Origin of the sequence: Streptomyces lunaelactis, from assembly GCF_003054555.1 — a bacterium.
Lineage (GTDB): Bacteria > Actinomycetota > Actinomycetes > Streptomycetales > Streptomycetaceae > Streptomyces > Streptomyces lunaelactis.
Map to the genome: position 1 here is coordinate 7862373 of NZ_CP026304.1, position 13155 is coordinate 7875527.

Annotated in this window: 7 protein-coding genes; 3 read left to right on the top strand and 4 right to left on the bottom strand. The window is 68.0% G+C overall.

Annotated features, from left to right (window positions below):
• The first annotated feature begins 34 nt into the window (after positions 1-34).
• Positions 35-427, top strand: a complete 393-nt coding sequence (locus tag SLUN_RS35925; RefSeq protein ID WP_108154064.1) for a hypothetical protein — start codon at positions 35-37, stop codon at positions 425-427.
• A 16-nt stretch (positions 428-443) separates the two neighbouring features.
• Here SLUN_RS35925 and SLUN_RS35930 read toward each other — a convergent pair whose 3' ends face one another.
• Complete coding sequence (locus SLUN_RS35930; protein WP_108155131.1) at positions 444-2663, bottom strand: WD40/YVTN/BNR-like repeat-containing protein; 2220 nt, start codon at positions 2661-2663, stop codon at positions 444-446.
• Between the two features lie 222 nt (positions 2664-2885).
• Here SLUN_RS35930 and bla point away from each other — a divergent pair, with 222 nt between their 5' ends.
• Entirely contained in the window at positions 2886-3764 is an 879-nt protein-coding gene (bla, locus tag SLUN_RS35935) for a class A beta-lactamase (protein WP_108154065.1), read from the top strand.
• 170 nt (positions 3765-3934) lie between these two features.
• Here the strand turns inward: bla and SLUN_RS35940 are convergent, their stop codons facing one another.
• The 3 genes from SLUN_RS35940 to SLUN_RS35950 form a co-directional block, all read right to left on the bottom strand.
• Positions 3935-6550, bottom strand: a complete 2616-nt coding sequence (locus SLUN_RS35940; RefSeq protein ID WP_108154066.1) for a cation-translocating P-type ATPase — start codon at positions 6548-6550, stop codon at positions 3935-3937.
• A gap of 157 nt (positions 6551-6707) precedes the next feature.
• A complete protein-coding gene (locus SLUN_RS35945) occupies positions 6708-9092 on the bottom strand; it encodes a phosphoketolase family protein (protein ID WP_108154067.1) in 2385 nt (794 codons plus the stop codon).
• Between the two features lie 85 nt (positions 9093-9177).
• Entirely contained in the window at positions 9178-10530 is a 1353-nt protein-coding gene (locus SLUN_RS35950) for an HAD-IC family P-type ATPase (RefSeq protein WP_257153859.1), read from the bottom strand.
• 738 nt (positions 10531-11268) lie between these two features.
• On the opposite strand from SLUN_RS35950, the gene SLUN_RS35955 reads away from it, so the two are divergent.
• Positions 11269-12999, top strand: coding sequence for a sensor histidine kinase (locus SLUN_RS35955; RefSeq protein WP_257153860.1), 1731 nt, complete (start codon positions 11269-11271; stop codon positions 12997-12999).
• Positions 13000-13155 lie beyond the last annotated feature (156 nt).

The following is a 13155-nucleotide window of genomic DNA, read 5'->3' on the forward strand; positions in this document are numbered from 1 at the left end:
GGAACCGCCGACCCTGCCCGAGCGTCGAAAGGTCATGACGCAGATAGCAGGACAAAGGGCGCTGACACTCATGGCGCTCGCGCTGGCGGCCGGCGTGCTCACGGGCTGCTCCGAGGCCGACGCCGACGCGGAGGTGGCCAAGGCACCGCCGTCCGCCCGGGCGGCGCAGCCCGCCCGGGCGATGCCCTTCGAGCTCTACACGCATTGCGGCATCGACGAAGCCCGGATCGGCTCGACGTACTTCGAGGCGAAGACCCCGCTGTCCAATGGTGCGGGAAGCCCACCCGAAGGGTGGGACAACCCGTACCAGCGAGGCACGATGACCTTGAAGTCCCCGACGGAGGCGGTCTTCACCGACGACGCTGGACATGAGGTGACGTTCCGCGCCCGGCCGGGCGCGGACGCCTTCAAGCGCCTCTGCCGCTAGCTTGATCAGAGCGTGGTCAGAGCGTGGTCAGCTCGTAGAAGCCCCTGCCGAAGGTTGCCGCGACCAGACGGTGGTGCCCGGCGTCGTACTCGATGTCGTCCACCGGGACCGCGGGCATGCCCCGGCCCAGGCGGAGCCAGTGCCGCCCGCCTGTTGGTGACGTGAACACACCCTGGTCGGTGCCGACATGCAGGAGGCCGCCGCGCCCGATGACGAGGTCGTTGACGGGTGCGTCCGGCAGGTTGCCGGAGAGGTCCTTCCAGCGCTTGCCGCCGTCCGAACTGCCGTACACATGGGCCAGATCGGACCCGGCGCGGTAGGCGGAGTGCGTGGTGTAGACGCGGTCGGGGTCGCGCGGGTCGACGACGACCCGGGTCACCCAGGGACGGCCCTCGGCCAGTTTCGTCCAGGTCGCGCCCAGGTCCTTGGTGACCCAGACGCGGCCGTCGTCGGTGCCCGCGTAGACGGTGCGGCCGTCGCCCGCCGGGGCGATCGAGGTGATCGTCCCGTAGTTGGTGTAGATCGGGTCGGGACCCGGACCGCCGGACAGGTCGGGACTGATGGGCTGCCAGGTCACGCCGCCGTCCGTGGAGCGGTTGAGCACCTCGGCGCCGTAGTAGAGGATCTTCGGGTCGCGCGGGTCGAAGACGACGGGCGTGAACCAGTTGCGCCGCTTGAAGATCGTCTTGTCCGCGAAGTACGTCAGGGTGTCGCCGCCGTCCGTGGAGCGGAAGCAGTTGCCGTACTGGTAGCAGGCGAACACATTGCTGACGTCGGCCGGGTTGATGAGGTTCTCCTCGCCGTCTCCGCCGAGGTATTCGTTGAAGCCGTCCCCGCCCCAGGAGCGCAGCGAGCCGTTGTCCTGGGCTCCGCCGGAGATCCGTGACGTGTCCTGCGGGCTGATCGCCGCGCTGTAGAGCTGGGTGTACGGCTGGTGGCGGGCCTTGACCCAGCCGCCGTCCCCGTTCGCGTCGGAGCGGTAGACACCGCCGTCGTTGCCCAGGTAGACACGGCCCGGATTGCGCGGGTCCCAGACCATCGCGTGCTGGTCGACATGCATGCTCGTGTCGTCGTACGTCCAGGTGGCGCCGGCGTCCTTGGAGGTCATCAGCGGTACCCCGGCAACGTGCAGATGCCTGGCGTCCGTTGGATCGGCCCATATCTTGCCGAACCACCAGCCGAAGCTGGACTGGGACTCGGTGAGGTTCTTGTCGGCCGGGGTCCGGCTCCAGCTGTCGCCTGCGTCGGTGGAGGCGTAGAAGCCCTCGAAGGGTCCGCCGGTCCTGTTGACGATGGCGTAGACCCGGTCGCCGGCGACAGCGAGGCCGATGCGTCCCACGTCCGGGCCCTGTGGGGGCAGGCCCCCGCCGAGCCGCTGCCAGCTCTTTCCGCCGTCGCCGCTGCGGAAGACGCCCGATCCCACGCCGCCGTAGGTGCGCAGTTCGGGTGTACGACGGTGGTCCCACATCACGGCGTACAGCTTCTTGCCCTGGACGACCAATTCGGTGGCGCCGGTGTACTCGTTGGCCCCGGTGAGGATGCGCTGCCAGGTCTGCCCGCCGTTGTCCGAGCGGTAGACACCGCGGTCGCCGCCCCCGCTGTAGAGTGAGCCCGCCGCGGCCACGTAGATGCGACGCGGATTGTCGGGGTCCACCGTGATCGCGCTGATCGCGCCGGAGTCGCGCAGTCCGATCGAGCGCCAGTGCGCGCCGCCGTCGGTGCTCCGGTAGAGGCCCGTCCCCTCGTAAGTAATGCTGCCACCACCGGGGTTGGGCTCACCGGTCCCGGCGTACAGGGTGCCGTCGGGGCCCGTGGCGACCGCTCCCATCGCCTGCGTCCAGTCGTCCGGCCACGCGGACGTGAAGGTCTGCCCCGCGTCGGTGCTGCGCCAGATCCCGCCGCTGGCCGCGGCGGCGTACAGGGTGTCGGCGCGCTTGGGGTCGAGGGCGAGCGAGACGATCCGCCCGCCGATGTTGGTCGGCCCGACCGACTTCCAGCGCCCGCCGGCGGTGGGCAGTTGGCGTGCTTGCGCCGCGGCGTCCTCGTGGGCGTGCCGCGGAATCGACTGTCCCGGCAGGGTCTTCTGCAGATACCGGTACTCGGCGGGCGCGGCGGGTCCGCGGACGGGCCGGTACACGTCGGGCGGGCCCGGCGGTGCCGCGGCGGCCGCGGGCACCGCGATCAATAAGGCGCCCACCAGCGGGGCGAGGACCAGGTGAAGCAGACGTCTGCGCATGGGCACCCTCTTCTTCGTCATGGCCATTTCAAGCGGTGCTGACGTTACGAGAGGCCGTAGTTCAACAGAAGGCCGCCTGTTGGACATTGTGGTGGAGGAGTCGGGAGGGACACGAAGTGAAACCAGGGAGAATTTTGTCGCGTCCTGAATGACGTACTGGCCGCAGGAGAACAGGAGATTGCGATCTTGGAGATCTTAGGAGCGCGCCCAACCCGCCGCGCGATGCTGGCCATTGGCGCAGGGGCGGCGCTGGCCACCGTGTCCACGGGCACGAGCGCCTACGCCTCAGCACCTGGGGGAGACGAGATCACCGGGCAGCTGAGGGGGCTTGAGCAGGAGCATTCCGCCCGTCTGGGTGTGTACGCCCGCAACACGGCGACGGGCAGAACGGTGCTGTACCGCGCGGACGAACGCTTCCCGATGTGCTCGGTGTTCAAAACGCTCGCCGCCGCGGCCGTCCTGCGGGACCTCGACCGGGGCGGCGAGTTCCTGGCCAAGCGCATCCGGTACACCGCAGAGGATGTGAAGGACTCGGGATACGCCCCGATCACCGGCAATCCCGAGCATCTCGCAGGCGGTATGACCGTCGGGGAGCTGTGCGCCGCCACCATCTGTTACAGCGACAACGCGGCGGCAAACCTCCTGCTCCGCGAGCTGGGAGGCCCGACCGCCATCACCCGCTTCTGCCGCTCCATCGGGGACAGGACAACCCGGCTCGACCGCTGGGAGCCCGAGCTGAACTCGGCGGAATCGTGGCGTGCGAGCGACACCACCAGCCCCCGCGCCATCGGGCAGAGCTACGCGCGCCTGACTCTCGGCACCGTGCTCGCACCCCAGGACCGGGAGCGGCTGACCGGGTGGCTGCTGGCCAACACGACCAGCGGCGAGAGGTTCCGCGCCGGCCTTCCCGCCCACTGGCCTGTCGCGGACAAGACCGGCGGCGGGAAGTACGGGACCAACAACGACGTGGGCATCACCTGGACACCGGACCGGTCACCGATCGTACTGGCCGTCCTGACGACCCAACAGGAACCCGAGGCGCTGGCGGACAACCCGCTCATCGCCAAGACCGCCACGCTGCTGGCTTCGGCACTCTCCTGACCTGCCGTGGCCTCGGACCTTACGTGCGGCCCGAGGCCATCGGGGTGTGACGACGGCTTCTATTGCGACGGAGCCACCCGGACGCCGCCAAGGAGAAGGGTGATGAAGCTGGCCACGTCGGTCCAGCGGTCGAAGTATTCGAGACCCGGGACGTCCACCGGCGTTCTGTCTCACGGTGCGGCAGGTGTCTGGTCGGCAGTCCTCGCCAACCAGCTCTCGGTGCGCGCTGCGCCGAAGCTGATGACGCCGGCAGCCGCGGCGAGTGCGATACCGGTCCACGATGGCGATGAGGTGTCCAACAGGTCTGCCAGGAAGGGTACGTAGAGTGCGGCAGCGCCCAGCCCCGCCGCAGTCAGCACAGCTGCGGGCAGAAACAGATTCTGGCGCGTGAACAGTCGCTCCCGCAGCCCCAGAGCGACGCCGAGCTGGGCGGCCAGCAGGGCGATGAACAGGACGGTCTGCCACGGGCCGCCGGAGTGCCGGACCCAGAGGCTGGCAGCGAGGCTGGCTGCCGTGACCAGGACCGACAGCCGCAGCACCCGCTGCCAGAGCCCGTCGCCGAGTACGTGCTGCTGCGGCGGGCGCGGCGCGCGTCGCATGGCGTGGGGTGAGACCGGTTCGGCGCCCATGGCGACCCCTGTCAGACCATGAGTGAGCAGGTTGATCCACAGAATCTGACCTGCTCGCAGAGGCAATGCGAGTCCGAGCATCGGGCCAATGAGCATAACGAGGATTTCCGCGGCACCGCCGGCCAGCGCATAGACCAGGAACCGGCGGATGTTGGCGTAGACACGGCGGCCCTCTTCCACGGCCGAGATCACCGAGGTCAGTTCATCGTCGGCGAGGACCAGATCGGCAGCTTGGCGGGCAACTTCGGTTCCCCGGCGGCCCATCGCCACGCCGATGTCGGCCTGCCGCAGGGCGGGGCCGTCGTTGACGCCGTCGCCGGTCATCGCTGTGACCTCTCCGCGAGCGCGCCATGCTTGGACGATGTCCAGTTTCTGTTGAGGCGTGGTACGAGCGAAAACCCTGACCTGGGTGGGGTCCGGGATCTGTCCGGCGGCCAGCTCTTTGCCGGTGGCCACGCGGCTCGGCATGGTGGCGTCAGCTCCCGTGAGGATACCGACCCTTTCCGCGATCGCACGGGCAGTCGCTGGGTGGTCTCCAGTGATGAGAACCGGAGTGATCCCGGCACGGCGGCAGGCTTGCACGGTCGCCGTGGCTGCTTCTTTGGGCGGGTCGCTGATGGCTGTCAGTCCCAGCAGTCGCAAGCCGCTTTCCGACTCCTCGATCGGGACAGGAATACGGGCGGACGAACCTGACGCTATGGCCAGGACGCGGTAGCCCTCGGCGGCCAGGGCGGCGGCCTCCTTACGCGCATGCTCCAGTGACGCGGGACTTTCGTTCAGAAGAGCGGCGTCCAGCACCATTTCAGGTGCGCCCTTGAGGTAGATCTCGATCGTTCCCGAGGGCGTGCGGTGGATGGTGGTCATACGTTTGCGGAGGCTGTCGAACGGCACCTCGTCGACGCGGGGATGAGTTCGCACCAACTCGTCGGGTGTGCAGCCCACTTTGGCGGCGGCGGTCAGCAGGGCGGCCTCGGTTGGATCACCGAGCGGGGTCCATTGCGCGTCTGCTTCCCCGGGCGGAATCAGCGACGCGTCGTTGCACAACGCCGCTGCGATGAGCACTTCTCGTACGGCATCCCTGGTGGCGGGTTCTGGATGTCGGCCGGTCGTGAGAATTTCACCAACGGGTTCGTATCCCGCGCCCGTCAGGGTCACCGTGCCGTGGGCGGTGGTCCATACTCGTTCGACGACCATGCGGCCTTCGGTGAGGGTGCCTGTCTTGTCCGTGGCCAGTACGGTGACCGATCCCAGGGTCTCCACTGCGGACAGGCGGCGAACCACGGCGTTGCGGGCGGCCATCCGCCGCGCGCCCAGCGCCAGGCCGAGGGTGACGACGGCCGGCAGTGACTCCGGGACGGCTGCCACGACGAGGCTGATGGCCGTTACCGCCATCGTCTCCAAGGACTGGCCGCGCACCAGTCCCAGGACGAGCACGAGGAGGCACAGCCCTACAGTGACCAGGGCCAGTACCCGGCCGAGCCCGGCCAGGCGCTTTTGGAGCGGGGTCTGTTGCTGTCGGGGGTGCAGCGAGGCGGCGATCATGCCGAGGGCGCTGCGCGGCCCGGTGGCGGTGACGGTGGCGACAGCGCGGCCACGCAGTACGACGGTTCCCGCCTGTAGTTGTCCCGTGTGCGGATCCGTTCCGTGGACGTCCTTGTCGACCGGTACGGATTCGCCGGTCAGCGCCGACTCGTCGATCAGAAGGGCAGCGGCCTGCGTGAGCGCGGCGTCAGCGGGGACGATGTCGCCCTCACCGAGTACCAGCACGTCGCCCGGGACGACGGCTGACGAGGTCACCTCCTGTTCCGTCCCGCCGCGCAGTACTCGTGCGGCGGGCGCGGTCATGGCGGAGAGGGCAGCGACCGCATTGTCGGCGCGCACCTCCTGCACCACCCCGACGGTGGTGTTGAAGAGCACGACCACACAGATGACGACCGCGTCGGCGTAGTCCCCGGTCGCCACGGTCAGTGCCACGGCCGCCAGCAGCACGATGATCAGCGGGTCACGAAGCTGAGCGAAGATTCGGGATCGAAGCGATATCCTGCGCTGTTCGCTGAGCTCGTTGGGACCCCACTCCGCCAGCAGCTGGGATGCCTGCTCCTGACTGAGACCTGTCGCCCGGGCGGCCCCCGAAAGGGGTGCGGATGTAAGGGGCATGGTGACTCCGGTTGCTTCAAGGTGCTCATGGTCTTACGGGCCTGGCTCAGTGGGCGCTGGGTGCGTTGGCCGCGTCAGTTGGAGCTTTGACCGCGTCAGTTGGAGCTGGGGTGCATCAGCGTCCTGTCTCCGACATCACGGACCAACACCGGGGCGCTCAGCTGTTCCAGTTCCATTCACTGACTTCGGGCAGGTCGGTGCCGTGTTCACGAATCCAGGCGTGGTGGCGCAGACGGACGTCCGCCATCTCCTGTCGGACTGTGGCGGCGCGTACCGCCAGTCCGGGGACTCGGTCGATGACATCCATGACGAGCCGGTACCGGTCGAGGTCATTGCGCACGACCATGTCGAAGGGCGTGGTGGTGGTGCCTTCCTCCTTGTAGCCGCGCACATGCAGGTTGGCGTGCCCGGTGCGCCGGTAGGCCAGGCGGTGGATCAGCCACGGGTATCCGTGGTACGCGAAGATGACGGGCTTGTCGGAGGTGAACAGCGCGTCGAACTCCGCGTCCGGCATGCCGTGCGGGTGCTCCTCCTTGGGGAGCAGCCGAGCCAGGTCCACGACGTTGACGACGCGTACGGCCAGGTGGGGCAGGTGCCGGCGGAGCAACTGAGCGGCGGCCAGGATTTCCAGGGTGGGGACGTCGCCCGCGCAGCCGAGGACGACATCGGGCTCCCCGCTCTCATTCTCTGCGCCTGCCCAGTCCCAGATTCCGGCACCGCGGGCACAGTGTCCGCGGGCCTGCTCGAGGGTCAGCCAGTCGAAGCAGGGCTGCTTTCCGGCGACGACGACATTGACGTAGTCGCGGGAGCGCAGCACATGATCGGCCACCGACAGCAGGGTGTTGGCGTCCGGTGGCAGGTAGACCCGCACGACCTCGGGTGACTTGTTGAGGACGTGGTCGATGAAGCCGGGGTCCTGGTGGGAGAAGCCGTTGCTGTCCTGCCGCCATACGTGCGAGGTGAGCAGGTAGTTCAGTGAGGCGATGGGGCGGCGCCAGGGCAAGCGCCTTGAGGTGCGCAGCCACTTGATGTGCTGGTTGACCATGGAGTCGACGATGTGGACGAACGCCTCGTAGCAGGAGAACAGCCCGTGGCGGCCGGTGAGGAGATAGCCCTCCAGCCAGCCCTGGCAGGTGTGTTCGGAGAGGATCTCCATCACCCGGCCGTGGCGGTCCAGGTGTTCGTCGACCTCCAGGGTCCGCGCCTGCCATGCCTTGCCCGTCGCTCCGTACACGGCCTGCAGACGATTCGAGGCCGTCTCGTCCGGCCCCACCAGACGGAAGTCCCGACGCTCGGCGGTGTTCTCCATGACCCCCTCCAACAGGTCGCCCAGGACCCGGGTGGGCTCGTGCAGGGTCGTACCGGGCTTGTCGACCGGAACGGCGTACCGTTCCAGCGGCGGGATCGGCAGGTCCTGTACGAGCAGGCCGCCGTTGGCGTGCACGCTGGCCCCGAGACGGCGAGGGCCGGCGGGCACACACTCCAGCACCCGCTCGCGCGGGCGGCCGCGATCGTCGAAGAGTTCCGCCGGCCGGTAGGAGTGCAGCCACTCCTCCAACTGCCTGAGGTGGTCCGGGTTTTCGCGTACGGAGGACAGTGGCACCTGATGCGCGCGCCATGTGCCTTCCACCTGTACGCCGTCGACCTCGGCCGGCCCGGTCCATCCCTTCGGCGTGCGCAGCAGGATGATCGGCCAGCGCTTGCGTTCGGTGACGCCCTGTTCGCGGGCGCCGTGCTGGATGGCGCTGATGCGATCGAGTGCGGTGTCCATGGCGCGTGCCATGGCGCTGTGCACCTGAAGTGCATCATCACCTTCGACATGCAGCGGGTCATGGCCCAGGCCCCGGAGAAAGTCGTCGAGTTCGTCCCTGGGCAGTCGCGCAAGCACGGTCGGGTTGGCGATCTTGTACCCGTTCAAGTGCAGGATTGGCAGGACCGCTCCGTCGTGGACCGGGTCGAGGAACTTGTTGGAGTGCCAGGACGCGGCCAGCGGACCGGTCTCCGCCTCGCCGTCGCCGATGACGCAGGCGACCAGCAGACCGGGGTTGTCCAGGGCGGCGCCGTAGGCATGAGAGAGCGAGTACCCCAGTTCACCCCCCTCGTGGATCGATCCCGGAGTCTCCGGGGCCACATGGCTGGGCACCCCGCCCGGGAAGGAGAACTGACGGAACAGGCGCGCCATACCCTCCGCGTCCCGGCTCACGTCCGGGTAGGTCTCGGAATACGTGCCCTCCAGCCAGGAGTTGGCCAGGACGGCCGGTCCTCCATGGCCGGGGCCCCAGACACAGATGGTGTCCTTCCCATGGTCCCGGGCCACCCGGTTGAGGTGGGTGTAGACGAGATTCAGACCGGGCGAGGTGCCCCAGTGGCCCAGCAGCCGAGGCTTGATGTGCTCCGGCTTCAATGGCTCACGGAGCAGAGGATTGGCCATCAGATAGATCTGCCCGACGGCCAGATAGTTTGCGGCCCTCCAATGCGCGTCCAACGCCGCCAGCTCTGCTTCATCGAGGTAGTTGGCTGATCCCTGGTGAATGTCGGGCATTTCGTGCTCCTCTACGGGGGTCGAGCGGAGATTTCGCGCGGTCGGTCGGTAGGGGCAGGCGGCCGTTGGACCCGATGTGCTCGGCTTATCTCCCAACGGGGCGGGGTCGGTGGTCACGGCGGAGAGCAGTGCTGAACCGGGCAGCACGACGACGCAGGAGACGGCTGTGGCCTACCGCGCCCCGCCGCTCGGCAATTGGCGTCGGCCGCCGGCGGTAGAAGATCCGCTTACCTACCTCGATCAGGGCGAGGTAGCAGATCACCATGGCGACAAGCGCGACGAAGAAGCCAAGCGGAAGCGGTTGGAACCCGAGCCTGGCGGCCAGCGGTGTAGCGGGCAGAAGGACTCCTACGCTGACAACTCCGAGGGCGGCCAGGGTCAACGGGAGGCTGGGGTGACTTCGCCAGAACGGGATACGGCGGGTGCGGATGGCGAAGATCACCAGGGTCTGGGTGGCGAGAGACTCGACGAACCACCCGGTCCGGAACTGGGCGGGTCCGGAATGGAAGACCCACAGCATGACGCCGAATGTCGCGAAGTCGAACACCGAACTGAGCGGACCGAAGAAGATCATGAAACGGCGGATGAACCTGATGTCCCAATGCGAAGGACGGCGCAATTGCGCCTCGTCTACACGGTCGGTGGGAATGGCGAGCTGGCTGGTGTCATAGAGCAGGTTGTTGAGCAGGATCTGCGACGGCAGCATCGGCAGGAAGCCGAGGGAAAGCGAGGCTCCGGCGGCGCTGAACATGTTGCCGAAGTTGCTGGACGTTCCCATGAGCACGTACTTGATGGTGTTGGCGAAGATCCGACGGCCGCCGACTACTCCGTCCGCGAGGACATCAAGATCCTTTTCGAGCAGGATGACGTCAGCCGCGTCTTTGGCGACGTCGGTGGCCGAGTCGACGGAAATACCCACGTCAGCTGCGTGCAGTGCGAGCGCGTCGTTGACACCGTCGCCGAGGAAAGCGACGTCGTGACCGGTGGTGCGCTGGACACGCACGATGCGGGCCTTGTGTTGCGGACTGACGCGGGCGAATACCGTGGTGTGTGCGATCGCCGCTCTGAGCCGGGCATCGTCCATGGCGTCGAGGTCGGTACCGGTAATCGTGCCAGAGCTGGTGAGACCGAGGTCATGGCAGACCCTGACGGCGACGGCCGGGTTGTCTCCGGTGACGACTTTGACTGTGACACCGAGCCCGGCCAACCGGAGCAGCGCCGCTGCGGCGTCGGGTTTGGGCGGATCGAGGAAGACCAGCAGCCCGGCCAGTTCCAGGCCGTGTTCGTCGGCAGCGGCGGGCCGGACCAGTCCTGCTTCCGCCGAGAGGCCTTCCCTGGTCGACACCAGCTCGCGCAGGACCTCGTGGACCGGCAGGCAAGCCGACGAGCTGATGTCGTGGACGCCGGTAGTCTGCGTCGTTGCGGGGGAGGAGCTCACCGCAATCGACCACTGTCGGCACTTTTCCCGGTCACGCAATAGGCGTGTAAGGGGTTGATGCCGAGGAGAAGCGATCGGCGTGTGACGCAGGATGCACGGGCTGCGTCCGCCCGATGGACAGCTTCGCCTGTACCGCCGGCCCCTTCACGCATCACTCGCCTCCTCGGGTGCAGAGTGACTGATCTGCTGCCGGGGGCTGGAGCCTCGCTATGCAGCCTACAGGCGAGTACCGACCCTGTGTGGAGCGGGCAATGCCCGCACGGACCGGTGTGGAGAACTCGGTGACAAGGCGCGCACCGGGCCGCTTGCCGCCCGTACAGCGTGACGATCATGGACACGAACTCCTGCCCTATGGTGTTGATCCTCGGCAGTCGCCATGCGCCATCACTTCAGTGGGTGAGGGCTCATGGGCGTGGTGCCCGCCATCTCAGCCTGTGCCGTATTCGGGTTCAGGAGCGAGGGCCGAACGGCCTCTCCAAGGGGCCCACCGGCCCTGTCAGAGCGACTCGATGGCCTCTTCGCCGGCATCCCCGGCAGCATCATCCAGATCGTGGTGGGCGTCATCGAGCGTCGCAGGGCTGATGGGTTCGTGCCCCGCAGCTTGCTGGACGGCTTCGTGAACGCGGGTTCTTTGACGGCATGGATTCTTCTTGGTACGCGTGGATGCGTGCAGACCGATCCGTCCGGGGCAGGCTGGAGGAGCCAAAGGCAATGTGCCGGCGGCCTTAGGGAGCCGAAGTGGGCGAAGACACGGATGCCGAGGGGGATACCGGGGCGGCGGCATCGCAGCTGCGGCTGGACGAGCTGCTGAACGAACCGCAGTCGCAGGCAGTCCTTGCGCGCTCGCCCCGGGATCGCGTAGATCCGCTGCTGGAGGCGGTTCTGGCCGTCGGCAGCGACTTGGACCTTGGTGTTGTACTGCAGCAGATAGTGCAGTCCGCGGCCGACCTGGTTGATGCTCGGTACGGGGCCCTGGGCGTGATTGGTGAGGAAAATGGGCTCAGCCAGTTCATCACGGTCGGCATGGACGACGAGACCATCGAGCAGATCGGGCCCTATCCGCAGGGCCGGGGCATCCTGGGGCTCCTGATCCGTGAACCGCACTCGCTGCGGCTGGTCGACCTGGGCGAGCAGCCCGATGCATCCGGCTTCCCGGCCGGCCATCCACCGATGCGGACCTTCCTCGGTGCCCCCGTCCGGGTGCGTGAGAAGGTGTTCGGCAACCTGTACCTGACCGAGAAGCGGGGCGGGGCCGAGTTCGGCGCCGATGACGAAGCGGTGCTGGTCACCCTGGCCGTGGCAGCCGGGGTGGCAATCGACAATGCTCGGTTGTACGACGCCGTCCAGCGTCGGGAGCGCTGGCTGATGGCCAGCGGCGAACTGACCCGTGCCCTGCTGTCCGGCGTTGAACCCGCCGAGGTACTGAGGAACTTCACCGCTACCGTCCTCGAGATGGCCGACGCCGACGTGGTCACCCTCGCCGTGCCCGTTCCTCGCACCGGCATTCTGGTGATCGAGGCCGCCGCCGGAACGGACGCGAATCGTGCCCTTGGACTGGTGTTGTCGCACACCACCTTGGCCGGGAAGGTCTACAGCTCAGGCGAGACGATCACCACCCAGGACTGGAACGCCGACCCCCGCGCCGAACGGGACACCGCTTCCACGACCCTGGGACCGGTCTTCCTGGTCCCCCTCGGTACGCCCGAACATGTGCGCGGTGTCCTGCAAGTCGCCCGCCAGTGCGGCCGTCCCGCGTTCTCCGACGCGGCCGTGGCCATGATCGCCGGATTCGCCAACCATGCCGCTCTTGCCCTGGAGATCGCCGGACATCGGCACGACGCCGAACGCCTCCTCGTTCTGACCGACCGTGACCGCATCGCCCGCGATCTGCACGACCTGGCCATTCAGCGCCTGTTCGCCAGCGGTCTGAGCCTGCAGTCCACCCTCGCCCAGGTTGCCGACCGGCCGCGGGTCGCCGAGCGCATTGCACGAGTCGTGGATGACCTCGACGACACCATCAAGGTCATCCGCTCCACCATTTACGGATTGCAACAGCGCGGTCGCCCCGAGGACACCGGGCTGCGCTCCCGCCTGGTGGCCGAATCGAACCGGGCATCCGAGGCGTTGGGATTCGCACCTGCGCTGCGCATGACCGGGCTGCTGGACACCCTGGTCCCACAAGCCATGGCAGACCACCTTCTTGCAGTGCTCCGCGAAGCCCTCGCAAACGCCGCCCGGCACGCCGACGCCACCGAGGTGGAGATCACCGCCCAGGTAACCTCGGCGCGCCTTACGCTGCGGGTGACCGACAACGGCCGGGGTACTGCCCCCGCGCGCGCCCACCGCAGCGGCCTGGCCAACCTCCACACCCGCGCCGAGGAACTCGGAGGAGCTCTGGTCCTTGCGCCCAATCAGCCCACTGGCAGTGTCGTGGACTGGAGCGTTCCCCTTTCGGCCGCCGACGAGTGACCCCTCCCCGGACAGCGCGGCGCGAAGTAGTGCACGGTGCCCCGTGAGCGCTCAGTCGCGGCCCGTCGTAGGCCGGGCTCGGCGCCCGATGGACCGTCGACACCTCCCCGCACGGCGGCACGCGCCTGACGTGGCAGGTACCGGGCGTCCCTGGGT

Excerpts from the sequence above, each read along its gene's own strand:
- SLUN_RS35925 (WP_108154064.1), top strand. The coding sequence starts at position 35 with ATGACGCAGATAGCAGGACAAAGGGCGCTGACACTCATGGCGCTCGCG.
- SLUN_RS35930 (WP_108155131.1), bottom strand. The coding sequence starts at position 2,663 with ATGCGCAGACGTCTGCTTCACCTGGTCCTCGCCCCGCTGGTGGGCGCC.
- bla (WP_108154065.1), top strand. The coding sequence starts at position 2,886 with ATGCTGGCCATTGGCGCAGGGGCGGCGCTGGCCACCGTGTCCACGGGC.
- SLUN_RS35945 (WP_108154067.1), bottom strand. The coding sequence starts at position 9,092 with ATGCCCGACATTCACCAGGGATCAGCCAACTACCTCGATGAAGCAGAG.
- SLUN_RS35940 (WP_108154066.1), bottom strand. The coding sequence starts at position 6,550 with ATGCCCCTTACATCCGCACCCCTTTCGGGGGCCGCCCGGGCGACAGGT.